Origin of the sequence: Oceanomicrobium pacificus, from assembly GCF_009833495.1 — a bacterium.
Lineage (GTDB): Bacteria > Pseudomonadota > Alphaproteobacteria > Rhodobacterales > Rhodobacteraceae > Oceanomicrobium > Oceanomicrobium pacificus.
In genome coordinates, this window is record NZ_WUWG01000003.1 from 816,211 (window position 1) to 838,539 (window position 22,329).

Genomic DNA, 22,329 nt, shown 5'->3' on the forward strand with positions numbered 1-22,329 from the left:
ACCCGATGCGCATCGGATTTATCGGACTGGGCAACATGGGCGCGCCCATGGCCCGCAACCTTGCCAAGGCCGGACATGAGGTGACCGGCTTCGACGTGGCCGGTGTCACGGTGGAAGGCGTCGCCACCGCTGACAGTGCCGCAGCGGCCGCTGAGGGGGCCGAGGCCGTGATCACCATGCTGCCCGACGGGCAGATCCTGCGCGCGGTCTATGACCAGATCGTGCCGGCCGGCACGGCCGGAGCCTGTTTCATCGACTGTTCCACCGTCGATGTGGACAGCGCGCGCCACGCTGCCGCACAGGCCGAGGCCGCGGGTCTTCTGGCCGTTGACGCGCCCGTGTCGGGCGGCATCGGCGGGGCGGAGGCCGGGACCCTCACCTTCATGGCGGGCGGCAGCGAAGCGGCATTTGCAGCTGCAGAGCCGCTCTTCGACATCATGGGGCAGAAGGCGGTGCATTGCGGGCCGGCGGGCAACGGGCAGGCCGCGAAAATCTGCAACAACATGATCCTTGGCGTGACGATGATCGCCACCTGCGAGGCGTTCGCGCTCGCCGACAAGCTCGGGCTCGACCGGCAGAAGATGTTCGATGTCGTGTCCACCTCCTCGGGCTATTCCTGGACGATGAATGCCTATTGCCCGGCACCGGGCGTCGGGCCGAAAAGCCCGGCGGACAATGACTACACGCCCGGATTTGCCGCCGAGTTGATGCTGAAGGACCTGCGACTGGCGCAGGTTGCGGCGGAAACGGTGGACGCGGACACGCCCATGGGCACCGCTGCGGCGGCGCTCTACAGGCTCTTTGTCGAGGATGAAGACGGGCTGGGGCGCGACTTCAGCGCCATGCTTCCGCGGTTCGAGGCGCGCGGTCGCGGCTGAATGCTGCCGACGGGCGGTGCCGGGTCTGGGAACCCTGACGGCCATCGGATAGTTATCCCCCTGACCGCTGCCCGTCACGGGCGCCGCGACAAAGGAGATAAAGATGATGCGATCCATACTCGCCCTGTCGGGTCTGGCCCTGACAATGGCCATGGCCGCACCTGCCACTGCCGCCCCGAAAGGCTGCCCGCCGGGACTGGCCAAGAAAGCCGTGCCCTGCGTTCCGCCGGGACAGGCCAAGAAACTCTACGGTGTCGGCCGCCCGCTGCCCGCAGACACACGCTACGAGCGGATCCGCGACTATGACCGTTACGGGGTGCGCCGTCCGGCGCCGGGCGAGATCTACATCCGGCTCGACGATGACCTTCTGCGGGTCGCAGAAGACACGCGCACCGTTCTGGAAATCATCAACCTGACCGGCAAGCTGTTGCGCTGATCGCACTGCCCAGACGACCCGGACATTAAAAAAGGCGCCCCGATCGGGGCGCCGTTTTTTTGCTATACCGGCCCGCCTAAGCTGACCGGCGATCCGCCGGCTCACATGATGTAGGACAGCGGCGCGGGATAATTGCCATCCTTGATGTCTTCCTTATGGACACCGAGGAATACGGCACATGCACAAAAAGCAACGAAAAGAAGGTTCCAGGCCATGTTTTGTCTCCGTGGGGGCACTCAACTGAACATAGGTCCATCATCGTAATCTCTGTGACGGAAATCGGGCAGGCTCGGGGCCTTATTGGGGAATGTGCTGCGAAAAAGACTCAGTTTTCGCCATCTTTCACCCAGGAAAATCCCGCCGGATAGCTGTGAAATCCGTCGAAATCCGCCTTGCCAACAGGCAATCCCTGCGCGCGCAGGATCGCAAAGCCCTGGCTGAGGTGGAAGATGAAGTTGGGCAGCGCATAGAGCGTCAGATAGTCCGTCGCATCCTGTTCCAGCGTTGCGAAACCGGCCTCGTGGCGGACGCGGTGCGCGGCGCCATCCGCCATCATCCCGGGCGTGATGCCCGCCAGATGCGCACGGGCGGCGGCACTTCGCGCGCGCAAGGCCACGCGCGTGTCTGACGGCTCGGGCAGGTCCGGAACGGGACGCCCCGCCACCGGGAACACCGCCCGCAACGCATATCCCTGCGCGCAGGCGAAATGGCCGTGGGCCTGAAACCCGTCCGGCGCCAGCCGCCGGTCGAGCAGGCAGAGTTCCGACGGGGCAAGCCCCGCCAGAAGCGCATCCATCCGGTCGAGATAGTGCAGGATCACGGGCACGCTCAGCGCATGGAGCGACACATCCCCCTGCCCTGCATCCGTGCCCGCACCATTCATTCAGCCGCGACCCGGTCCGCCCCCAGCATGTCGCGCAGGTAGCGCCCGGTATGGCTCGCGGCGACGCCTGCGACCTCCTCCGGCGTGCCGGCGGCGACAATCGTTCCGCCGCCATCGCCGCCTTCGGGGCCGATGTCGATCAGGTGGTCGGCCGTCTTGATGACATCGAGATTATGCTCGATCACCACGACCGTGTTGCCCTGCTCCACCAGTTCATGCAGCACTTCGAGCAGTTTGCGCACATCCTCGAAATGCAGACCCGTCGTCGGTTCGTCGAGAATGTAGAGCGTGCGCCCGGTGGACCGTTTCGCCAGTTCCTTCGACAGTTTGACGCGCTGCGCCTCCCCGCCCGACAGGGTCGTCGCCTGCTGGCCGACCTTGATATAGCCGAGGCCCACCCGCATCAGCGTGGTCATCTTGTCCCGGATCGAAGGCACGGCCTTGAAGAATTCCTCCGCATCCTCGACCGTCATGTCGAGCACATCGGCGATGCTCTTGCCCTTGTAGAGCACTTCCAGCGTCTCGCGGTTGTAGCGTTTCCCGCCGCAGCTTTCGCAGGTCACATAGACATCGGGCAGGAAATGCATCTCGATCTTGATGACCCCGTCCCCCTGACAGGCCTCGCACCGGCCGCCCTTGACGTTGAAACTGAACCGGCCCGGCTTGTAGCCGCGCGCCTTGGCTTCCGGCAGGCCCGCAAACCAGTCGCGGATCGGAGTGAAGGCGCCGGTATAAGTGGCCGGGTTCGAGCGCGGCGTGCGCCCGATGGGCGACTGGTCGATATCGATCACCTTGTCGAGATGCTCCAGCCCCTTGATCGCCGAACAGGGCGCCGGTGTCTGCCGCGCTCCGTTGAGCCGCATCGAGGCCGTCTTGAACAGGGTTTCGATGGTGAGCGTCGACTTGCCGCCGCCCGACACACCGGTCACGCAGGTGAACGTGCCGAGCGGAAAGCTCGCCGTCACATCCTTCAGGTTGTTGCCCGTCGCGCCTTCGACCGTCACCAGCTTGCCATTGCCCGGACGGCGCTCGGCAGGCACCGCGACGGCGCGTTCGCCGGTCAGGTACTGGCCGGTCACGGAGTCGGCGCAGGCGGCAATATCCGCCGGCGTCCCTTCGGCGATGATCTGTCCGCCATGGACGCCAGCGCCCGGACCGATGTCGATCACATGGTCGGCCTCGCGGATCGCTTCCTCGTCATGTTCGACCACGATCACCGTGTTGCCCTGATCGCGCAGGTTCTTCAGCGTGACCAGCAGGCGGTCATTGTCGCGCTGGTGCAGACCGATGGACGGTTCGTCGAGCACATAGAGCACACCCGTCAATCCCGACCCGATCTGGCTCGCCAGCCTGATCCGCTGGCTTTCACCGCCCGACAGCGTGCCGGAATTGCGGCTGAGCGTCAGATAGTCGAGCCCGACATTCACAAGAAAACCGAGCCGTTCGCCGATTTCCTTCAGAATGGCACGGGCAATTTCATTCTTCTGGTCGCTGAGCGTGGAGGGCACGCGGCCCACCCAGTCGGCCGCGTCCTTGATCGACATTTCCACGACCTGGCCGGCATGCCGACCGTCGATCTTCACCGCCAGCGCCTCGGGCCGCAGACGGTAGCCGCCACAGCTCTTGCAGGCGCGGTTGTTCTGGTAGCGCTCGAACTCCTCGCGCACCCAGTTGCTGTCCGTCTCGCGGTAGCGGCGCTCCATGTTGGGGATGACACCCTCGAAGACGCGCTTGACCTCGTAGACCCGACCGCCCTCGTCATAGCGGAACTGGATCTCTTCCTTGCCCGAGCCGTAGAGCATGACCTCGTGCACCTTTTCCGGCAGGTCGCGCCACGGGGTGGTCTTGTCGAAATCATAGTGCCGGGCGATTGCCTCGATCGTCTGGCGGAAATAGGGCGACTTGCCCCGCGCCCATGGCGCCAGCGCCCCGTCGATGAGCGAGATGCTCTCATCGGGCACCACGAGCCGGTCGTCGAAGAAAAGCTCGACCCCCAGACCGTCACAATCCGGACAGGCGCCAAACGGCGCGTTGAAGGAGAAAAGCCGTGGTTCGATCTCGGGGATGGTGAAACCGGACACCGGACAGGCGAAATTTTCCGAGAATGTGATGCGGTCGGGATCGCCCTCCTTCGGGGCGGTCTCCAGTATCGCGATCCCGTCGGCCAGATCGAGCGCGGTGCGCAAACTGTCGGCCAGCCGCGTCTCCAGCCCGTCCTTCACCACCAGACGGTCGACCACCACGTCGATATTGTGGCGGAACTTCTTGTCGAGTTCCGGCGGCGTGTCGAGGTCGTGGAACGCCCCGTCGACCTTGACCCGCTGGAAGCCCTGCTTCTTGAGCTCCTGGAACTCCTTGCGATACTCGCCCTTCCGGTCGCGCACGATGGGCGCGAGCAGGTAGGCCCGCGTCCCCTCCTCCATCGCCATGATCCGGTCGACCATGTCGGACACTTGCTGCGCCTCGATCGGCAGGCCGGTCGCCGGCGAATAGGGCGTGCCAACACGGGCAAAGAGAAGCCGCACATAGTCGTAGATTTCCGTGACCGTGCCGACGGTCGAGCGCGGGTTGCGCGACGTGGTCTTCTGTTCGATGGAAATGGCGGGGCTCAGGCCGGAAATATGGTCCACATCCGGCTTCTGCATCATGTCGAGGAACTGGCGGGCATAGGCCGAGAGCGACTCGACATAGCGGCGCTGCCCTTCTGCATAGATCGTGTCAAAGGCGAGTGAACTTTTGCCCGACCCGCTCAGCCCCGTGATGACCACGAGCTGGTCGCGCGGAATGTCCACGTCCACGGACTTGAGATTATGTTCCCGCGCGCCGCGGATTTCGATCGATTTCAGTTCGGCCATGACCCTCGTCCCCGTTCCTTCGGGCGATGTAAGTGCAGCAGGGCGAACTTACCAGACGCGGGATTAGAACAAAAGGTGAATACTCGATCACAAGCCCGATTATTTGGCCATGATCGACGCGACATAGTTCTTGGTTTCCGCATAGGGCGGAATGCCGCCGTATTTTTCCACTGCCTCGGGACCGGCATTGTAGGCCGCCAGCGCCAGCTTCCAGTCCCGGAACCGCAGGAACTGGGTGCGCAGGTAGCGGGCGCCGCCTTCGAGATTCTCGTTCGGGTCATGCGGGTCGACACCAAGCGCGCGCGCCGTCATCGGCATGAGCTGCGCCAGCCCGATTGCGCCCTTGTGCGACACGGCGGTCGGGTTGAAGCCCGATTCCTGTTTCACCAGCCGCACGAACAGGTCTTCGGGGATCCCGTGCTTCTGCGCGGCGGCCCGGGCCGCATCCCTGTAGGGCCCGGTATCGAAATTGCGGGCGAACTTGTCGGCCGTGTCGTCGGAAAAGGCGGACGGGCGGCCATACTGGCGGGCGAGTTTGCCGTCGAGCAGCTTGGAATGGATTTTGGACAGGCCCCGCGCCCCGTTGGCCTTGGTCGAAAAACTTTGTGCCTGAACCCCGCCGGCAAGCGCCAGCGACAGGCCGAGACTGATCCAGAAAGCAGGCTGAAATCGCATGATAGAAACACCCTGGTGGCCACATATACATCGCGACAGTCCGGCCAATGTAGCCAAAGGGAACGGCGCTGGCAATTTTAACCGGTGGGAAACCTGTGACGGCCCTACTGGTGCGCACGCGCCGGGAAGGTTAACGTCCGGCAAACGGATTCGGACGCAAGGAGAAAAAGATGGCCGGCAGCGTGAACAAGGTGATCCTGATCGGGAACCTCGGAGCCGACCCGGAGGTGCGGACGTTCCAGAATGGCGGGCGGGTGTGCAACCTGCGCATCGCCACCTCGGAAACATGGCGCGATCGCAATACGGGCGAGCGGCAGGAACGCACCCAGTGGCACAGCGTCGCGATCTTCTCCGAGCCGCTGGCGAAAGTGGCTGAGCAGTATCTGCGCAAGGGCTCGAAAGTCTATATCGAAGGCCAGCTGGAAACCCGCAAATGGCAGGACCAGAGCGGTCAGGACCGCTATTCGACCGAGGTTGTGCTGCGCCCCTATCGCTCGGAACTGACCATGCTCGACGGTCGCGGCGAAGGTGGCGGCGGTGGCGGAAGCTACGGTGGCGGCAGTGATTTCGGCGGCGGCCAGGGCGGTGGCTATGGCGGCGGGTCGCAGGGCGGAAGCCAGGGCGGCAATCAAGGCGGCGGTGGCGGCGGCGGTTTCGACGACGAAATCCCGTTCTGAGACGGCTGCGGCAGACCAAATGATTGCGGAAGGGCGGCGCAGGCCGCCCTTTTTCGTGGCCCCTACTGGATCAGGATTTCCCCATCCACCTTGCGCCATTCGCCGGGCGCGATCAGGCGGCGGTGCACGAAGCGCACCCGTTCCAGCGGTCCGTCGAGTTTTTCCTGCCAGAAGGCGATGAATTTCTTCAGCTCCGGAAACTCCGGCGCCAGATCGTAATGCTGCCATGTAAAGGTCTGGAGGAGCGACCGCGCGTCGGGCATCCGGTATAGATATTCCGCCGTCGTCAGCCCGTAACCGTTCAGCATCATTTCAGTGTCTTTGCTCATTGCTGCTCTCCCTTCTCCGAGGTTGACGGGAAAAGTCTGCAGCCAAGTCCGTGATCAGGCAAGGTTTTCCGAACCATTCACAATGATTTCAGCATGTTATCACTCACCCTTCACGGCTGATAACAAGCACCGGTGCCCCCGATGGCCCGACAAAAGCCCGCCGACGGCCCGAATCCGCCCCGCAACCGCCGGGCAAAGCCCGATTGCAGACCTATATGGTTCTGTCCTATAAACTGACCCACAATATTTTGTAACTTCGAGCAGGTCAGCGATCCCGTGAGCGACGATATCGAAACGCCCGAGGGCGCGGACGGCACACCGCCCGAGCGCCCCGCCCATTCCGGACCGAGCATCACGATCGAGGAGGAGATGAAAAGCTCCTATCTCGACTATGCGATGAGCGTGATCGTCAGCCGTGCGATCCCCGATCTGCGCGACGGGCTGAAGCCGGTGCACCGGCGCATCCTCTATGCGATGCACGAGACCGGAAACACGGCGGACAAATCCTACCGCAAATCGGCCCGTCCGGTCGGTGATGTGATGGGTAAATACCACCCCCATGGCGACAGCGCGATCTATGACGCGCTGGTGCGTATGGCGCAGGATTTCTCCATGTCCCTGCCGCTGCTCGACGGTCAGGGCAATTTCGGCTCGATGGACGGCGATGCGCCGGCCGCCATGCGCTACACGGAAGTCCGGATGGACAAGCCGGCCGACGCGCTTCTGGCGGATATCGAGAAGGAAACGGTCGATTTCCAGGACAATTACGACGGCAAGGACCAGGAGCCTGTCGTCCTGCCGGCGCGCTTCCCCAACATGCTCGTCAACGGTGCGGGCGGGATCGCGGTCGGCATGGCCACGAACATTCCGCCGCACAATCTGGGCGAGGTGATCGACGCCACGCAGGCGCTCATCGAACAGCCCGATCTCGACAGCACCCAGTTGATGGACTACATCCCTGCCCCCGATTTCCCCACCGGAGGGATCATCCTGGGGCGGTCGGGCGCGCGGAAAGCCTACACCGAGGGACGCGGCTCGGTCATCATCCGGGCCCGGTCCACGGTGGAGGAGATCCGCAAGGACCGCTACGCGATCGTCGTCACCGAGATCCCTTATCAGGTGAACAAGGCGACCATGATCGAGAAGATCGCGGAACTGGCCCGCGACAAGAAGATCGAGGGCATTGCCCATGTGCAGGACGAAAGCGACCGGTTCGGCGTCCGCGTCGTGATCGAATTGCGGCGCGATGCAACCGCAGAGGTCGTGCTGAACCAGCTGTACCGTTTCACGCCCCTGCAGACCTCGTTTGGCTGCAACATGCTGGCGCTCAATGGCGGCCGGCCCGAACAGCTCGACCTGCGCAAGTTCCTGACGAGCTTCATCGCCTTCCGCGAGGAAGTGGTCGCGCGGCGCACGGCCTTCGATCTGCGCAAGGCGCGCGAGCGCAGCCATGTGCTCTGCGGTCTGGCGGTCGCCGTGTCCAATGTCGATGAGGTCGTGGCCACGATCCGCGCCTCCGCCGATCCGGCAGAGGCGCGGGAGAAGCTCATGACCCGCCGCTGGCCGGCGGCGGACATTGCCGAATATATCAAGCTGATCGACGATCCGAGCCACACGATGAACGAGGACGGGAGCTACAACCTGTCCGAGACACAGGCCCGCGCCATCCTCGACCTGCGGCTCCAGCGCCTGACCGCGATGGGCGTCAAGGAAGTGACGGACGAGTTGCAGGAACTGGCCGGCAAGATTGCCGACTATCTCGACATCCTGCGCTCGCGCGAGCGGATCATGGCCATCATCTCGGCCGAACTGGCCGAGGTGCGGGAGAAATTCGCCGTGCCCCGCCGGACCGACATTGTCGAATGGTCCGGCGACATGGAGGACGAGGACCTGATCGAGAAGGAGGACATGGTCGTCACCGTGACCTCCGGCGGCTACATCAAGCGCACGCCGCTGGCCGATTTCCGGTCTCAGCGCCGGGGCGGCAAGGGTCTGTCGGGGATGGCCACCAAGGAAGAGGATGTGGTCACCACGCTCTTCGTGGCCAACACCCACACCCAGCTTCTGTTCTTCACCACGGACGGGATGGTCTACAAGCTGAAGACCTGGCGCCTGCCGCAGGGCGGCCGCACCGCCAAGGGCAAGGCCATCGTCAACATCCTGCCGATCCCGGCCGGCGTCTCCATCGCGGCGATCATGCCCGTCGATGTAGACGAAAAGGATTGGGGCGACCTGCAGATCGTCTTCGCAACGTCGGCGGGCACGGTGCGCCGCAACCGGTTGTCGGACTTCACCAACGTCATGCGCAACGGCAAGATCGCGATGAAGTTCGAGGATGACCATGCGGAGACGCGGCTCATCAACGCGCGCATCTGTTCGGAAAATGACGATGTGATGCTGGTGACCCGCAACGGCCGCGCGATCCGCTTCCCGTCGACCGACGTGCGCGTCTTCAACTCGCGCGCATCCGTTGGCGTTCGCGGCATCCGTCTGGCCGAGGGGGACGAGGTCGTCTCGATGGCCGTCATCCGCCACTTCGTCGCCACGCCGGAAGAACGCGCCGCCTATCTGAAGATGCGCCGTGCGGTCGCCGGTCTGGACGACGAGGCCGAGGCCGAAGCCGACGAAGAGGCGCAGCCGGGCACCATTTCGCCGGAACGCTATGCGGAAATGTCCGCGGCCGAGGACCTGATCCTGACGATCACCTCCGGCGGGGCCGGCAAGACCTCGTCGAGCCACGACTATCCGGTGCGTGGACGCGGCGGTCAGGGCGTAGCCGCAATGGACCGCGCGCAACGCGGCGGGCCACTCGTCGCCTGTTTCCCGGTGGAGACCGACGACCAGATCATGCTCGTCACCTCGACCGGACAGGCCATCCGCTGCCCGGTCGACGGGATCTCCTTCCGTTCGCGCGGTGCCGGCGGCGTCAAGGTCTTCGACACGGCCAAGGGCGAGGAGGTCGTCTCGGTGGCCTGGATTGCCGATCAGGGCGATGCCGAGGGGCTGGAGACGCCCGACGACCTGCCCGGCGGCGACGACTGACACACGCTGCCCTGCTGCACAATTTGATCGGGCCGCCCCTCGGGCGGCCCTTTCCTTTCGGCCCGCGCTGGCCTACATGGGCGCCATGAGCAAGATAGATCCCATTCACATCATCGGCGGCGGCATGGCCGGGTCGGAAGCGGCCTGGCAGGCGGCCAACATGGGCGTGCCCGTCATCCTTCACGAGATGCGCCCGACGGTGAAAACCTTTGCCCACCAGACCGACGGGCTGGCGGAACTGGTCTGTTCCAACAGTTTCCGGTCCGACGATGACAGTCAGAACGCGGTCGGCCTTCTGCATTGGGAAATGCGCGCGGCCGACGGGTTGATCATGGCCAAGGGGGACAAACATGCACTGCCGGCGGGCGGTGCGCTCGCCGTTGACCGCGACGCGTTCAGCCAGGATGTGACCGAGACGCTCCTGTCCCACCCGCTCGTCACGCTTGAGCGCGGCGAGGTCGCCGGCCTGCCCCCTGAAGAATGGGACAATGTGATCGTCGCGACCGGCCCGCTCACCTCCACCGCGCTGGCCGAGGCTGTCGCCGCGCGGACGGGTGAAGGTTCGCTCGCCTTCTTCGACGCGATCGCCCCCATCGTCTATGCCGACAGCGTGGACATGTCGAAAGCCTGGTTCCAGTCGCGCTATGACAAGGGCGAGACGGAGGAAGAGCGCAAGGCCTACCTCAACTGCCCGATGGACCGCGACCAGTATGAGGCGTTCATCGACGCGCTGCTGGCCGCCGACAAGACCGAGTTCAAGGACTGGGAAGAGAACACGCCCTATTTCGACGGGTGCCTGCCGATCGAGGTGATGGCCGCACGCGGGCGCGAAACCCTGCGCTTCGGGCCGATGAAGCCCGTCGGGCTGACCAACCCGCATGCACCGGACGTGAAGGCGCACGCGATCGTGCAGTTGCGGCGCGACAATGCGCTCGGCACGCTCTTCAACATTGTCGGCTTCCAGACCAAGATGAAATACGGCGCGCAGAAAGAGGTGTTCCGGATGATCCCGGGGCTGGAGGATGCGGAATTTGCCCGTCTGGGCGGCATCCACCGCAACACGTTCCTCAACAGCCCGCGCCTGCTCGACGACCGGCTCCGCCTGCAGTCCGATCCGCGCTTGCGCTTTGCCGGACAGATCAGCGGCGTGGAAGGCTATGTGGAAAGTGCCGCGATGGGTCTGCTTGCCGGGCGCATGGCCGCAGCCGCCCGGCTCGGCCGCGACCTGCCGCCGCCGCCGCCGACCACGGCGATGGGCGCGCTCGTGACCCACATCACCGGCGGTGCGGACGCCAAGACCTTCCAGCCGATGAATGTCAATTTCGGCCTCTTCCCGCCTGTCGAGGGCGTCCGTGGCGGCCGCCGCAAACGGGCGGAGCGCTACAAGGCCTATACCGATCGCGCAAAGGCGGATTTCGGGGCATGGCTGGCCACGTAGAACGGTTTGCCCCCTCGCCCACCGGGCCGCTGCATCTGGGACATGCCTATTCTGCCTGTCTCGCCCATGATGCGGCGCGCGCGGCAGGCGGGCGGTTCCTTCTGCGGCTGGAGGATATCGACCGGAGCCGGTCTCGGCCTGAATGGGCCGGTTTGATCGAGACCGATCTGCGCTGGCTCGGCCTCAGCTGGAACGGACCGGTTCTGCGGCAGAGCGACAGGCTGCCAGCCTACCAATCCGCCCTCGCCCGGTTGGCGGGGATGGGATTGATCTATGCCTGCACCTGTTCGCGGCGGGACATCGCCGCAGCGCTTGACGCGCCGCAGGAAGGCGTTCCCCGTCTGGGTCCCGACGGGCAGGTCTATCCCGGCACCTGCCGGTCCTCGGCGTCCCGTCCACGCAGCGCCGCGGATCTCGATGCCCTGCCGGACACGGCCGCATTGCGGCTCGACATGGGTGCCGCGGTCGCCCGATTGGGCACCCTGCCCGCCTTCACCGAATTGGATGCAGGACCGGGCGGGCAGACCGGAAGAATCGATCTGGACGCGGCGTGGCGCGTATCAAACTGCGGCGACATCGTGATCGCGCGGCGCGGCTGGGGCACTTCCTACCATCTGGCCGTGGTGGTCGATGATGCCGCGCAGGGCGTAACCCATGTTACGCGCGGGCGCGATCTGTTCGAGGCGACGGCAATCCATGTCGTCCTGCAGGCGCTTCTCGAGCTGCCGACGCCGGTCTACCGCCACCATCGGCTGATCCGCGATGCGGCGGGCAAACGGTTGGCAAAGCGGGACGATGCCCGCGCGATCCGGCTCTACCGCGACGCGGGACATACGCCCGCCGAGGTCCGCGCCATGGTCGGGCTCTAGTCGATCGGATCGGCGGTGATCCGTTCCGCCCCATCCTCGACCAATGTGTAGAAACAGCTGCGGCGATGCGTATGGCAGGCCGCACCGGTCTGGTCCACGATCAGCAGCAGGCAATCCCGGTCGCAGTCGATCCGGAACTCCACCAGCCGCTGCACATGGCCCGACGTGTCTCCTTTGCGCCAGAAGCTCTGTCGGGAGCGCGACCAGTAGGTGACGATGCCGCCATCCAGCGTGCGCGCGATGCTCTCGGCGTTCATCCACGCCATCATCAGCACCTCGCCATTGGCATGGTCCTGCGCGATGGCGGGGATCAGGCCGGCCTCATTATAGGTGAGCGTTGCGGGGTCGAATTCTGCCATGCCTCTCCTCCGTGCGCCGGTCCCTTTTCCTCGGCGCGCTTTGGCCCTATCTATTGGGAAACCGGACAAAAGCAAAGGCTGTCCCATGGGTGGCGAAAGCGATCTCATCAAACTTTATTCGGCGCGCATTCTGGAACTGGCGGCCAGCATCCCGCTGACCGAACCGATCACCGCACCTGACGGCGAAGCCCGCAAACGTTCACCGCTCTGCGGTTCCACCGTGTCCGCCGCGCTGACGCTCGATCCGGACGGGCACATCGAGACATTCGCGCAGGATGTGAAAGCCTGCGCATTGGGTCAGGCCTCGGCCTCGATCCTCGGCCGATCCGTCATCGGGCAGGATCGCGACGCGATTGCGCAAGCCCGGGACGAATTGCGGGCCATGCTGAAGGACGACGGGCCGGTGCCCGCCGCCCCGTTCGACGGGTATGAAGTGCTGATCCCGGCGCGCGACTACAAGAACAGGCATGCGTCAATCCTGCTCAGCCTTGACGCGACACTGGCGGCCTTCGATGCCGCATTGGCTGACGCTCACGCCTGACGCAACCAGCGCGACCACGCCCCAAAAAATACACTGAAAAAGAAAAAGACCGCGCTCCCCCCGAAGCGCGGTCTGAGTTGGCGTTCCGTCTCGGTCAGATCGGGCCCGGGTTGAGGCGGGGCCGGATCGGCATTGGCTGGCGAAGCCGGTAAGGCGGGTCGGGACAGGCAGGTCCGAAACCCAAGGCAGGCCGAAGACAGTCCGCAGGCAAGATCGCGGTCAGAGCAATCCGGGCAGAGACAAACCGGCCAGCACGACGATCACCAGGGCAGACAGGCCGATCATATCCTCGAGGAAGGCGGCACCCTGCGGGTCGGTCATCTTGCGAAAGCGGGTCATGGTTGTTCTCCGTCACTCTTAACCTGTTCCTCTTATGTTCCATAATCGATTCGGATGCAAGAACTTTATGAGAACATTATTGGAACATACGGGAACGAATGTGCCGGAACGCCCTAGCCCACGGACAGGAGCGCGATCGAACGGTCCTTGTCGAGCAGGTAGAGGAGCACCCGCGCCGCCTGCCCGCGCGGGCCGGTCAGGTCCGGATCGCGGCTGAGCAGGAGCCGCGCATCGTCGCGCGCCATTTCCATCAGGCCGGGCTGGGCTTCCATATCCGCCACACGGAAACGCGGCAGACCGGACTGGGCCACGCCGAGCACATCGCCCGCACCCCGCAGGCGCAAGTCTTCCTCGGCGATCCGGAACCCGTCCTCGGTTTCGCGCATGATTGACAGGCGGGCCCGCGCTGTGTCCGACAAAGGCTCATCATAGAGAAGCAGGCAGGTCGATTTCTCCGCCCCGCGCCCGACTCGGCCGCGCAACTGGTGCAGCTGCGCCAGTCCGAACCCCTGCGCGTCTTCGATGACCATGATCGTCGCCTCCGGCACGTTGACGCCCACCTCGATCACGGTGGTTGCCACCAGAAGCTGCGCCCGGCCATCGACGAAATCTGCCATCGCGGCATCCTTGTCCGCGGGCTTCATCTGGCCGTGGACAAGCGCCACGCGCCCCTCGCCCAGCCGCGCGCGCAACATACGGAACCGCTCCTCGGCTGCGGTTTTCTCCAGCGTCTCGCTCTCTGCGACGAGCGGACAGACCCAGTAGGCCCGCTGCCCGGCATCGAGCGCCCGTGCCAGCCGGTCGATCACCTCGTCAAGCCGGGCGGCATTGACAAGCGCCGTGTCCACCGGTTTGCGGCCGGGCGGTTTCTCGTCGAGCACGGAAATGTCCATGTCGCCGAATTGCGCCAGCGTGAGCGAGCGCGGGATCGGCGTCGCCGTCATCACCAGCACATCGGGCGCGACGCCCTTCGCACCGAGATCCATGCGCTGACGCACGCCGAACCGGTGCTGTTCGTCGATGATGGCAAGGCGCAGGTCCGCGAAGCGCACATCGTCCTGGAAAAGCGCATGGGTGCCGAGCACGATCTGCGCCGACCCGTCTGCCAATGCGGCCAGTTTCCGGCCACGTACCGCGCCGCTGTCGCGCCCGGTCAGAACCTCGATCCCGATGCCTGCCGCCGCGGCCAGCGGGGTCAGGGCTTCGAGATGCTGGCGGGCAAGGATTTCCGTCGGCGCCATCATCGCGGCCTGCCCGCCGGCCTCCACGGCCGTGAGCATTGCGAGCATCGCAACCAGCGTCTTTCCCGACCCTACATCGCCCTGCAAGAGCCGGTTCATCCGCGCAGGCCCCGCCATGTCGGCGCGGATCTCCTCCAGCGCGCGGGTCTGCGCGCCGGTCGGACTGTAGGGCAGGCTTTTCAGCACGCGATCCGACAGGATGCCCGACCCGACAGACGGGCGGCCCTTGGCGCGGCGGATCTTGGTGCGCGCAATCGCGAGCGTCAGCTGGTGGGCGAGAAACTCGTCATAGGCCAGACGCTGCCGCGCCGGTGCGTCTGCCGACAGGTCCGCCAGACGGTCGGGATGATGGGCGGCACGCACGGCCTCCGCCCACGCAGGCCAGCCCTCGCGCGCGACGATGCTCGGATCGGCCCATTCCTGCGTCTCAGGCACCCGATCCAGCGCCCCGCCGACCGCCTTTCGCATCTGCTTCTGGCTCAGGCCGGCAGCGAGCGGATAGATCGGCTCGAACCGCGGCAGATCGGCGGCCTCCTCGGGCGGGAACATATAGTCCGGGTGGATCATCTGGACCTGATGGTCAAAGGCCTCCACCTTGCCGGATACGATCCGTTCGGCGCCCACCGGCAGTTGCCGCTGCAGCCAGTCCCCGCGGGCATGAAAAAAGACGAGCGGGAAACTGGTCTCGCCATCATCGACCATCACGCGGGTCGGGCGGCCGCGGGCCGAAGGCGCCTTGTGGGACAGGACAGTGACCTTGAGCGTGGCCACGGCGGGCGGCACGACCTCCGAGATGCCGCCGAGAAGCCGCCGGTCGATCCCCTGCCCCGGCAGGGTAAAGAGCAGGTCCACCGGCCGGGTCACATGCAGCCCTTCGAGGGCGGCGGCGGATTTCTCGCCGATGCCCGGCAGGCCGGTCAGATCGCCGAAGAGCGGAAAGAGGATTTCGGGACGGCCTTTGGACATGGGCTCAGTTCAACCCCAGCGCCGCCCTGCGATCAAGCGCCATCCGCGATCAGCGCCAGCCACGCCTCCTCGCTCAGCACCTCGACACCCAGATCGGACGCCTTTTTCAGCTTCGATCCGGCTCCGGGGCCGGCCACCAGAATATCCGTCTTGCCCGAGACCGAGCCCGCCACCTTGGCGCCGAGCGCCTCGGCCCGGGCCTTGGCTTCGGCGCGGCTCATCTGTTCCAGCGTGCCGGTGAAGACCACCGTCTTGCCCGCGACCGGACTGTCGCTTGATTGCGCCTCGGGCGGCTCGATTGTGTCGAGCGCGGCCACGAGCCGGTCGATCGACGCGCGCTCATGCGCCTGCGCCAGCGTGGTGACGAGCGAGCGGGTCAGCGTCTCCCCCACCCCGTCGATGTTCAGGAACTCCGCCCATCCGGGACTGTCCGCGAGCAACTGCCGGTTCAGCTCCGTTGTCGCCGCAGCCGGCTCGGCAGCCGCCCGGTCGGCGGTTCCGGCAAGCTGGTCCCAACTGCCGAAGGCGCGTGCCAGATCCTTGGCTGCAACCTCGCCCAGATGGCGGATGCCGAGCCCGAAGAGAAACCTGTGGAACGGGATGGTCCGCTTCTCGGCAATCGCGGCAAACAGGTTGCTGGCCGACTTCTCGCCCCAGCCTTCGACATTCTTCAGCTGCTGGAGGTTGCCCGGACCGAACCGGTCCTCCAGCGAGAAGATATCGGCCGGCTCCCTGATCCAGCCATCCTTGTAGAACTGTTCGACCTGTTTCGCGCCCAAACCTTCAATGTCGAAGGCCGCGCGCGCCACGAAATGTTTCAGTTTTTCAACCGCCTGCGCCGGGCAGATGAGACCGCCCATGCAGCGGCGGACCGCGTCACCGGGCTCGCGAACGGCCTTCGATCCGCATTCGGGGCAGGTGTCGGGGAAGCGGTAGGGTTCCGCGTCTTCCGGCCGGCGCGACAGGTCGACATCCTTGATCTTCGGGATCACATCGCCCGCGCGGTAAACCGTCACCCAGTCGCCGACGCGAATGTCGCGCCCGTCGCGGATCGGCGCACCCTTGCTGTCGCGACCCGCTATGTAATCCTCGTTGTGGAGCGTCGCGTTCGACACGACCACGCCGCCGACCGTCACCGGCGCGAGCCGCGCGACCGGAGACAGGGCCCCGGTCCGGCCGACCTGAATCTCGATCGCCTCCAGCCGCGTGGTCGCCAGTTCGGCGGGAAACTTGTGCGCGATGGCCCATCGCGGCGTGGTGGAGCGCAGGCCGAGCCGGGACTGGTAGGCAAGCGCGTCCACCTTGTAGACGACCCCGTCGATATCATAGTCGAGCGTCGCGCGCTGGCCCTCGATCCGGGCGTAAACCTCCAGAAGACCGGCCACATCCTCGACCCGTGCTGTCAGGTCGTTGACCTGAAACCCGAAGGTGCGGAACGCCTCCAGCATGGTCCATTGCGTGGTGGCCGGCATGTTGGACACTTCCCCCCAGGCATAGGCGAAGAAGCTGAGCGGCCGCTCGACCGTCACCGATGCGTCAAGCTGGCGCAGCGAACCGGCGGCGGCATTGCGTGGGTTGGCAAATTGTTTCTGGCCAGCAGCCTCCTGCCGGGCGTTGAGCGCCGCGAAATCGCTGCGCGACATATAGACTTCGCCGCGGACCTCAAGCACCTCCGGTGCACCCTCCAGCGCTTGCGGGATGTCGTTGATGGTGCGCGCATTGGCTGTCACATCCTCCCCGACCTCGCCATCTCCGCGGGTCACGGCGGAAACAAGCGCGCCGCCCTCGTAGCGCAGCGACAGGGACAGGCCGTCGATCTTCGGCTCTGCCGTGAAGGCCAGCGGCGCATCATCCGAAAGGCTCAGAAACCGCCGGATCGCGGCCACGAACTCGTCCACATCCGCATCATCGAATGCATTTCCGAGCGACAGCATCCGTTGCGCATGGCGGCGTTTGGTGAATCCTTCGGCGGCCGGCGCGCCCACGGCACGGCTCGGACTGTCGGGGCTGTCTAGTTCGGGGAACGCGGCTTCCAGCGCCAGAAGTGCGCGTTTTTTTGCATCGTAATCAGCGTCCGACAGGGTCGGCGCGTCGGCCTGATGATAGTCGAGATTGGCCTGCGCCACGTCGGCACGCAGCGCCTCGATCCGGGCGCGGGCCTCCTCCACCGAAAGATCCTTCAGGTCATCTGCCTGCGGCGTGTCACCCATGTCCCTGGCCTCCCCTTCCCGAGACAACAGGGATATGCGGCGCGGGCCGTCAGGTCCAGCGGGGATAGACGCGGCGGGTGGCCCGCGTCAGGACGCGATCTGGGCGATATCAGCTGCCGGTGCCGGATCGCGCAGCACATAGCCGCGCCCCCAGACCGTTTCGATATAGTTCGACCCGCCGGTGGCCATGGCGAGTTTCTTGCGCAGCTTGCAGATGAACACATCGATGATCTTCAGTTCCGGTTCATCCATTCCGCCATAGAGATGGTTGAGAAACATTTCCTTGGTGAGCGTCGTGCCCTTGCGCAGGGACAGCAGTTCCAGCATCTGGTATTCCTTGCCGGTCAGATGCACCGGCTCCCCGCCGACATCCACGGTTTTCGCATCGAGATTGACGCGGATCGGACCGGTTTCGATGATCGAATGGGCGTGACCCTTGGAACGCCGCACGATCGCATGGATGCGCGCCACCAGTTCGTCGAGGTTGAAGGGCTTGGTCAGATAATCATCCGCGCCCGATCCGAACCCTTTCATCTTGCTGTCACTATCGTCCGAGCCCGACAGGATCAGCACCGGCGTATCCACCTTCGACATGCGCAGCTGGCGCAGAACCTCGTGTCCGCTCATGTCCGGCAGGTTCAGGTCGAGAAGGATGATGTCATAGTCATAGATCTTCGCCAGATCGACCCCTTCCTCCCCCTGATCGGTCGCGTAGACATTCAGTGCGGACTTGCGCAGCATCAGCTCAACACTGCGGGCCATGGAGGGATCGTCTTCGATGAGCAGAACACGCATGCCGGGACTCCGTTAACTGTTCGGGGTCAAAATGGTTAACCCGTTAACGGTTAATCATGCCTTAAAATTGCATCTGTTACCAGTCTACTTTCGTTAAAGTTGTCTGAATTGCTGGAGCCGTGTGGCATGGAGCGCTTTTGGCCCATGGTCGGACAGGAGCCGTTTCCAGCTCTCCAGCTCCTCCGCGCTCAGCCCGTAGCGCTGGCAGGCTTCGGCATCTGTCAGCACCCCCTGATAGATGGCCCGCACCACCTGCAGCTTGCGGCTGGCCACCCAGCGGCGCGTGTCCCGGCCGGGCAGTTCGGCTGCTGCCCGCTCCCGTGCTGCACGACCCGATGCCCCACGCTGCCCCTCTGCTGCTCCGCCGGCCTCTCCGGCCCGCAGATTGCCCCTCGATCTGCTCACCCGCACCTCCTGCTGCACCGCGAATTGCTTGCAAGACTTGGCCGCGGGCCTTAAAGGGGCGTGAACCGGACCCTTGAGACTGATTAGGATTTACCTACATTTCTCTGGATCCCGAGGACAAGACCATGACCGATATCCAGACGCAGCCCGCCCCGGCCACCAGCGCCCCGGCGAAGAACAGCCTCGGCTTTGCAAAGCCGCCGTCGCAAACCCGCGTGGTCGTCGCCATGTCCGGCGGCGTCGACAGTTCCGTCGTGGCCGCGCAACTGGCCGAGGAAGGCTATGATGTGGTCGGGGTCACGCTGCAGCTCTACGACCACGGCGCGGCGCTCGCCAAGAAAGGCGCCTGCTGCGCCGGGCGCGACATTCACGATGCGCGCCGCGTGGCCGAGGAAATGGGCTTTCCGCACTACGTGCTCGACTATGAGAACCGCTTCAAGGAAAGCGTGATAGACGAGTTTGCAGACGCCTATCTGGCCGGCGCCACACCGGTGCCCTGCATCCGCTGCAACGAGCGGGTGAAATTCCGTGACCTTCTGGAAACCGCGCGCGACCTCGACGCCGATTGCATGGCGACGGGCCACTATATCCAGCGGTTCGAGGGCGCCGAGAAGGCGGAACTGCATCAGGCGGCGGACCCGACGCGGGACCAGAGCTATTTCCTCTTCTCCACCACGCAGGAGCAGCTCGACTATCTGCGCTTCCCGCTGGGCCATCTGGCTTCCAAGGAAGAAACGCGGGCGCTGGCCCGCCGCTACGGGCTGCCGGTGGCCGACAAGCCCGACAGCCAGGATATCTGTTTCGTGCCGAACGGCTCCTACGCGGCGGTGATCGAGAAGCTGCGCCCCGGCGCGGCTGATCCGGGCGAAATCGTGCATCTCGACGGGCAAGTATTGGGCCAGCACAAGGGCGTGATCCATTACACGATCGGCCAGCGGCGCGGGCTCGGCATTGGCGGCGGCACACCGCTCTTTGTGGTGAAGCTCGACCCCGATGCCCGTCAGGTCATCGTCGGCCCGAAAGAGGCGCTCGCGACGACGACCGTGCCGGTGAAGGAGATCAACTGGCTCGGCGACACGCCGTTTCAGGAGGCCCCTGCCGGTGGCTGGCCGCTGGAGGTCAAGGTCCGCTCCACCCGCCCGCCGAAAGAGGCGCGGGTCCACCCGACCGGTCCGGATACGGCGCTCGTGGAACTGCTTGAGCCCGAGGAAGGGATCGCACCGGGGCAGGCCTGCGTCTTCTACGCGCCCGAAGGGAGCCGCGTCCTTGGCGGCGGCTGGATCCACCGCGGCTGACCGCCGGCCGCGGCCGCGGCAGCGGCCGGGCTTCGCGCCACGGGGGCAAACAGGCCTTTTGCCCTTGCCATTCAGGCCTGAATCTGTATAACGCGCCATCCCTTCGAACTCAGAGCAATCGCGTTGCCTCTCGTGTGCGGACCGGAGGGGTCATATCCGCATGTTGAAGCGCGCCGGAAAATAGGTGACCACATGGCTCTCTACGAGCATGTATTTATCGCGCGTCAGGACCTGTCCAACGCGCAGGCCGAAGGCTTGATCGAGCATTTCGGCCAGGTCCTGAAGGACAATGGCGGGTCCGTTGTCGATCAGGAATATTGGGGCCTCAAGACGATGGCCTACAAGATCAACAAGAACCGCAAGGGCCACTATGCCTTCGTCAAGTCGGATGCGCCGACCGACGCGGTTCAGGAAATGGAACGCCTGATGCGCCTGCACGATGACGTGATGCGCGTCATGACCATCAAGGTCGACGTTCACGAAGAAGGCCCCTCCGCTGTCGTCCAGGCCAAGAATGCCCGTGACGAGCGCGGTTCGCGCGGCCCCCGCGGCGATCGCCCGCGGCGCAACTGAACGGAGAGGACCTAGACCATGGCAAACAAACCGTTTTTCCGCCGTCGCAAATCCTGCCCCTTCTCGGGCGAGAATGCGCCGAAAATCGACTATAAGGACGTGAAACTCCTGCAGCGCTACATTTCCGAGCGCGGCAAGATCGTCCCGTCCCGTATCACCGCGGTATCCGCCAAGAAACAGCGCGAACTGGCCAAGGCCATCAAACGCGCCCGTTTCCTGGCCCTGCTGCCCTACGCAGTGAAGTAAGGAGACGAAGATGGAAGTCGTACTTCTCGAACGCGTCGCCAAGCTGGGCCAGATGGGCGATGTCGTCTCGGTCAAGCAGGGCTATGCCCGCAATTTCCTGCTGCCGCAGGGCAAGGCGCTGCGCGCCACCCAGGCCAACCTGGCCCAGTTCGAGGCCCAGCGGGCCCAACTGGAAGCGCGTAACCTTGAGACCAAGAAAGAGGCCGAGGCGCTCGCCGCCCGTCTCGACGGTCAGAAATTCATCGTGATTCGCTCCGCCTCCGACGCCGGCGCGCTTTACGGCTCCGTCACCCCGCGTGACGTGGCCGACGTGGCGACCGAAGACGGGTTCTCGGTGGACAAGAAACAGATCCACCTCGATCGCCCGATCAAGGAACTGGGTCTGCACGACATGACCGTGATCCTGCATCCGGAAGTGGACGTCACCATCTCGGTGAACGTGGCACGCTCCATGGAGGAAGCCGAGCTTCAGGCCTCCGGTAAGACCATTCAGGAACTGGCCGCTGAAGCCGAGGCCGAAGCCGAATTCGACATTGCCGAACTGTTCGACGAAGTGGGCGCTGCCGCCCTCGACGAGGACGATCTGGATGTCGCACCGGCTGCCGAAGCGGACGACGCCGACGCCGATGAGGATGACACCCAGGCCTGACGGCCCGCGTGACACCACACATTCAGGCCGCGCCGGGCAACCGGCGCGGCTTTTTTCTTGCCTATCGCCCCCCGGCTGGGTCACCATCGCCGCAACCGGTTCGGCCAAGTCGCTGAACGGACGTGACAAAGGGGCTTTGACAATGTTTCGCGTGACCATGCCGCTTCTGGGCGCCACCCTTCTTGCCGCAGCCTGCACCACGGCCCCGCCCCCGCCGCCGATGGACCAGACGCCCTTTGCCCGCATCACGACCGAGGACGCCTTCCGTGCCAACATGGTCGGCAAGACCCTGACCTACGGGTCCGGCCGGGTGACGCTCAATGCCGATGGCACCATCACCGGTTCGGTCGACGGCAAGCCATTCGGCGGCACCTGGGAGTTCCGCGACGGGCTCCTGTGCCGGCAACTCACCGCATTGTCGGGCTTGCGCGCCAGCGATTGCGAGGTCTGGGAGATCTGGGAATATCGCTACCGCGTGACCGAACAGTCGGGCCGCGGTGCATCGACGATCTACAACGTGCTCTGAATCGCAGCGAGACAACGCGCACCGGCGGTCCCCCGCCGGATGCGCAAAAAATCCGCTTGTCCCCGTTCTTCACATCCTGTGGATAGCTGGTTTTCGGTGTAT

At 64.9% G+C, this 22,329-nt stretch carries 21 protein-coding genes; 12 read left to right on the plus strand and 9 right to left on the minus strand.

Features of this window, described 5'->3' with window-relative positions; genetic code table 11:
* Nucleotides 1-5: 5 nt before the first annotated feature.
* A complete protein-coding gene (gene mmsB / locus GSH16_RS10500; RefSeq protein ID WP_160854759.1) occupies nucleotides 6-878 on the plus strand; it encodes a 3-hydroxyisobutyrate dehydrogenase in 873 nt (290 codons plus the stop codon).
* Between the two features lie 103 nt (nucleotides 879-981).
* Nucleotides 982-1,314: an RcnB family protein gene (locus tag GSH16_RS10505; RefSeq protein WP_160854761.1), complete on the plus strand. Its 333-nt coding sequence runs from the start codon at nucleotides 982-984 to the stop codon at nucleotides 1,312-1,314.
* 325 nt (nucleotides 1,315-1,639) lie between these two features.
* Here GSH16_RS10505 and GSH16_RS10510 read toward each other — a convergent pair whose 3' ends face one another.
* The 3 genes from GSH16_RS10510 to GSH16_RS10520 form a co-directional block, all read right to left on the minus strand.
* Nucleotides 1,640-2,197 (minus strand): DUF1993 family protein, encoded by a 558-nt coding sequence (locus GSH16_RS10510; RefSeq protein WP_160854763.1) that lies wholly within the window; start codon nucleotides 2,195-2,197, stop codon nucleotides 1,640-1,642.
* Nucleotides 2,194-5,052, minus strand: coding sequence for an excinuclease ABC subunit UvrA (gene uvrA / locus GSH16_RS10515; RefSeq protein WP_160854765.1), 2,859 nt, complete (start codon nucleotides 5,050-5,052; stop codon nucleotides 2,194-2,196). The genes GSH16_RS10510 and uvrA overlap by 4 nt, the downstream gene beginning before the upstream one ends.
* Nucleotides 5,053-5,151: 99 nt before the next feature.
* The gene (locus GSH16_RS10520) at nucleotides 5,152-5,727 is read right to left on the minus strand and encodes a lytic transglycosylase domain-containing protein (protein WP_160854767.1); all 576 of its coding nucleotides are present in this window, start codon (nucleotides 5,725-5,727) and stop codon (nucleotides 5,152-5,154) included.
* Nucleotides 5,728-5,897: 170 nt separating this feature from the next.
* On the opposite strand from GSH16_RS10520, the gene ssb reads away from it, so the two are divergent.
* The gene (ssb, locus tag GSH16_RS10525; protein WP_160854769.1) at nucleotides 5,898-6,404 is read left to right on the plus strand and encodes a single-stranded DNA-binding protein; all 507 of its coding nucleotides are present in this window, start codon (nucleotides 5,898-5,900) and stop codon (nucleotides 6,402-6,404) included.
* Between the two features lie 62 nt (nucleotides 6,405-6,466).
* Here ssb and GSH16_RS10530 read toward each other — a convergent pair whose 3' ends face one another.
* On the minus strand, nucleotides 6,467-6,733 hold the full coding sequence (locus GSH16_RS10530; RefSeq protein ID WP_160854771.1) for an usg protein: 267 nt from the start codon (nucleotides 6,731-6,733) through the stop codon (nucleotides 6,467-6,469).
* 276 nt (nucleotides 6,734-7,009) lie between these two features.
* Between GSH16_RS10530 and gyrA the strand changes: the two genes are divergently transcribed.
* From gyrA to gluQRS, 3 genes are all read left to right on the plus strand, one after another.
* On the plus strand, nucleotides 7,010-9,775 hold the full coding sequence (gene gyrA, locus GSH16_RS10535) for a DNA gyrase subunit A (protein WP_328803211.1): 2,766 nt from the start codon (nucleotides 7,010-7,012) through the stop codon (nucleotides 9,773-9,775).
* An 85-nt stretch (nucleotides 9,776-9,860) separates the two neighbouring features.
* Nucleotides 9,861-11,213 (plus strand): methylenetetrahydrofolate--tRNA-(uracil(54)-C(5))-methyltransferase (FADH(2)-oxidizing) TrmFO, encoded by a 1,353-nt coding sequence (gene trmFO, locus GSH16_RS10540; RefSeq protein ID WP_160854773.1) that lies wholly within the window; start codon nucleotides 9,861-9,863, stop codon nucleotides 11,211-11,213.
* Nucleotides 11,198-12,082, plus strand: coding sequence for a tRNA glutamyl-Q(34) synthetase GluQRS (gene gluQRS / locus GSH16_RS10545; RefSeq protein WP_160854775.1), 885 nt, complete (start codon nucleotides 11,198-11,200; stop codon nucleotides 12,080-12,082). Before trmFO ends, gluQRS begins: the two co-directional genes overlap by 16 nt.
* Here gluQRS and hisI read toward each other — a convergent pair.
* Nucleotides 12,079-12,441: a phosphoribosyl-AMP cyclohydrolase gene (gene hisI / locus GSH16_RS10550; protein ID WP_160854777.1), complete on the minus strand. Its 363-nt coding sequence runs from the start codon at nucleotides 12,439-12,441 to the stop codon at nucleotides 12,079-12,081. The genes gluQRS and hisI overlap by 4 nt on opposite strands.
* Before the next feature lie 85 nt (nucleotides 12,442-12,526).
* Between hisI and GSH16_RS10555 the strand changes: the two genes are divergently transcribed.
* A complete protein-coding gene (locus GSH16_RS10555; protein WP_160854779.1) occupies nucleotides 12,527-12,982 on the plus strand; it encodes an iron-sulfur cluster assembly scaffold protein in 456 nt (151 codons plus the stop codon).
* 452 nt (nucleotides 12,983-13,434) lie between these two features.
* Here GSH16_RS10555 and recG read toward each other — a convergent pair whose 3' ends face one another.
* From recG to GSH16_RS10575, 4 genes are all read right to left on the minus strand, one after another.
* Complete coding sequence (gene recG, locus GSH16_RS10560) at nucleotides 13,435-15,528, minus strand: ATP-dependent DNA helicase RecG (protein WP_160854781.1); 2,094 nt, start codon at nucleotides 15,526-15,528, stop codon at nucleotides 13,435-13,437.
* Nucleotides 15,529-15,560: 32 nt separating this feature from the next.
* Complete coding sequence (gene ligA, locus GSH16_RS10565; protein WP_160854783.1) at nucleotides 15,561-17,738, minus strand: NAD-dependent DNA ligase LigA; 2,178 nt, start codon at nucleotides 17,736-17,738, stop codon at nucleotides 15,561-15,563.
* Between the two features lie 87 nt (nucleotides 17,739-17,825).
* A complete protein-coding gene (ctrA, locus tag GSH16_RS10570) occupies nucleotides 17,826-18,533 on the minus strand; it encodes a response regulator transcription factor CtrA (RefSeq protein ID WP_160854785.1) in 708 nt (235 codons plus the stop codon).
* A gap of 93 nt (nucleotides 18,534-18,626) precedes the next feature.
* A complete protein-coding gene (locus tag GSH16_RS10575; RefSeq protein ID WP_328803212.1) occupies nucleotides 18,627-18,938 on the minus strand; it encodes a DUF1153 domain-containing protein in 312 nt (103 codons plus the stop codon).
* 125 nt (nucleotides 18,939-19,063) lie between these two features.
* Here GSH16_RS10575 and mnmA point away from each other — a divergent pair, with 125 nt between their 5' ends.
* The 5 genes from mnmA to GSH16_RS10600 all read left to right on the plus strand — a co-directional run bounded on the left by mnmA (nucleotide 19,064) and on the right by GSH16_RS10600 (nucleotide 22,227).
* Nucleotides 19,064-20,233, plus strand: coding sequence for a tRNA 2-thiouridine(34) synthase MnmA (gene mnmA / locus GSH16_RS10580; protein ID WP_160854787.1), 1,170 nt, complete (start codon nucleotides 19,064-19,066; stop codon nucleotides 20,231-20,233).
* Between the two features lie 192 nt (nucleotides 20,234-20,425).
* Nucleotides 20,426-20,806, plus strand: a complete 381-nt coding sequence (gene rpsF, locus GSH16_RS10585; protein ID WP_160854789.1) for a 30S ribosomal protein S6 — start codon at nucleotides 20,426-20,428, stop codon at nucleotides 20,804-20,806.
* Nucleotides 20,807-20,824: 18 nt separating this feature from the next.
* Complete coding sequence (rpsR, locus tag GSH16_RS10590; RefSeq protein WP_160854791.1) at nucleotides 20,825-21,052, plus strand: 30S ribosomal protein S18; 228 nt, start codon at nucleotides 20,825-20,827, stop codon at nucleotides 21,050-21,052.
* Nucleotides 21,053-21,062: 10 nt separating this feature from the next.
* On the plus strand, nucleotides 21,063-21,701 hold the full coding sequence (gene rplI / locus GSH16_RS10595; protein ID WP_160854793.1) for a 50S ribosomal protein L9: 639 nt from the start codon (nucleotides 21,063-21,065) through the stop codon (nucleotides 21,699-21,701).
* Nucleotides 21,702-21,843: 142 nt separating this feature from the next.
* A complete protein-coding gene (locus tag GSH16_RS10600; RefSeq protein WP_160854795.1) occupies nucleotides 21,844-22,227 on the plus strand; it encodes a hypothetical protein in 384 nt (127 codons plus the stop codon).
* Nucleotides 22,228-22,329: the final 102 nt, after the last annotated feature.

Bases quoted from the DNA above. Each gene is read 5' to 3' on its own strand.
- mmsB (WP_160854759.1), top strand. From the start codon at position 6: ATGCGCATCGGATTTATCGGACTGGGCAACATGGGCGCGCCCATGGCC.
- GSH16_RS10505 (WP_160854761.1), top strand. From the start codon at position 982: ATGATGCGATCCATACTCGCCCTGTCGGGTCTGGCCCTGACAATGGCC.
- GSH16_RS10510 (WP_160854763.1), bottom strand. From the start codon at position 2,197: ATGAATGGTGCGGGCACGGATGCAGGGCAGGGGGATGTGTCGCTCCAT.
- uvrA (WP_160854765.1), bottom strand. From the start codon at position 5,052: ATGGCCGAACTGAAATCGATCGAAATCCGCGGCGCGCGGGAACATAAT.
- GSH16_RS10520 (WP_160854767.1), bottom strand. From the start codon at position 5,727: ATGCGATTTCAGCCTGCTTTCTGGATCAGTCTCGGCCTGTCGCTGGCG.
- ssb (WP_160854769.1), top strand. From the start codon at position 5,898: ATGGCCGGCAGCGTGAACAAGGTGATCCTGATCGGGAACCTCGGAGCC.
- GSH16_RS10530 (WP_160854771.1), bottom strand. From the start codon at position 6,733: ATGAGCAAAGACACTGAAATGATGCTGAACGGTTACGGGCTGACGACG.
- trmFO (WP_160854773.1), top strand. From the start codon at position 9,861: ATGAGCAAGATAGATCCCATTCACATCATCGGCGGCGGCATGGCCGGG.
- gluQRS (WP_160854775.1), top strand. From the start codon at position 11,198: ATGGCTGGCCACGTAGAACGGTTTGCCCCCTCGCCCACCGGGCCGCTG.
- hisI (WP_160854777.1), bottom strand. From the start codon at position 12,441: ATGGCAGAATTCGACCCCGCAACGCTCACCTATAATGAGGCCGGCCTG.
- GSH16_RS10555 (WP_160854779.1), top strand. From the start codon at position 12,527: ATGGGTGGCGAAAGCGATCTCATCAAACTTTATTCGGCGCGCATTCTG.
- recG (WP_160854781.1), bottom strand. From the start codon at position 15,528: ATGTCCAAAGGCCGTCCCGAAATCCTCTTTCCGCTCTTCGGCGATCTG.
- ligA (WP_160854783.1), bottom strand. From the start codon at position 17,738: ATGGGTGACACGCCGCAGGCAGATGACCTGAAGGATCTTTCGGTGGAG.
- ctrA (WP_160854785.1), bottom strand. From the start codon at position 18,533: ATGCGTGTTCTGCTCATCGAAGACGATCCCTCCATGGCCCGCAGTGTT.
- mnmA (WP_160854787.1), top strand. From the start codon at position 19,064: ATGACCGATATCCAGACGCAGCCCGCCCCGGCCACCAGCGCCCCGGCG.
- rpsF (WP_160854789.1), top strand. From the start codon at position 20,426: ATGGCTCTCTACGAGCATGTATTTATCGCGCGTCAGGACCTGTCCAAC.
- rpsR (WP_160854791.1), top strand. From the start codon at position 20,825: ATGGCAAACAAACCGTTTTTCCGCCGTCGCAAATCCTGCCCCTTCTCG.
- rplI (WP_160854793.1), top strand. From the start codon at position 21,063: ATGGAAGTCGTACTTCTCGAACGCGTCGCCAAGCTGGGCCAGATGGGC.
- GSH16_RS10600 (WP_160854795.1), top strand. From the start codon at position 21,844: ATGTTTCGCGTGACCATGCCGCTTCTGGGCGCCACCCTTCTTGCCGCA.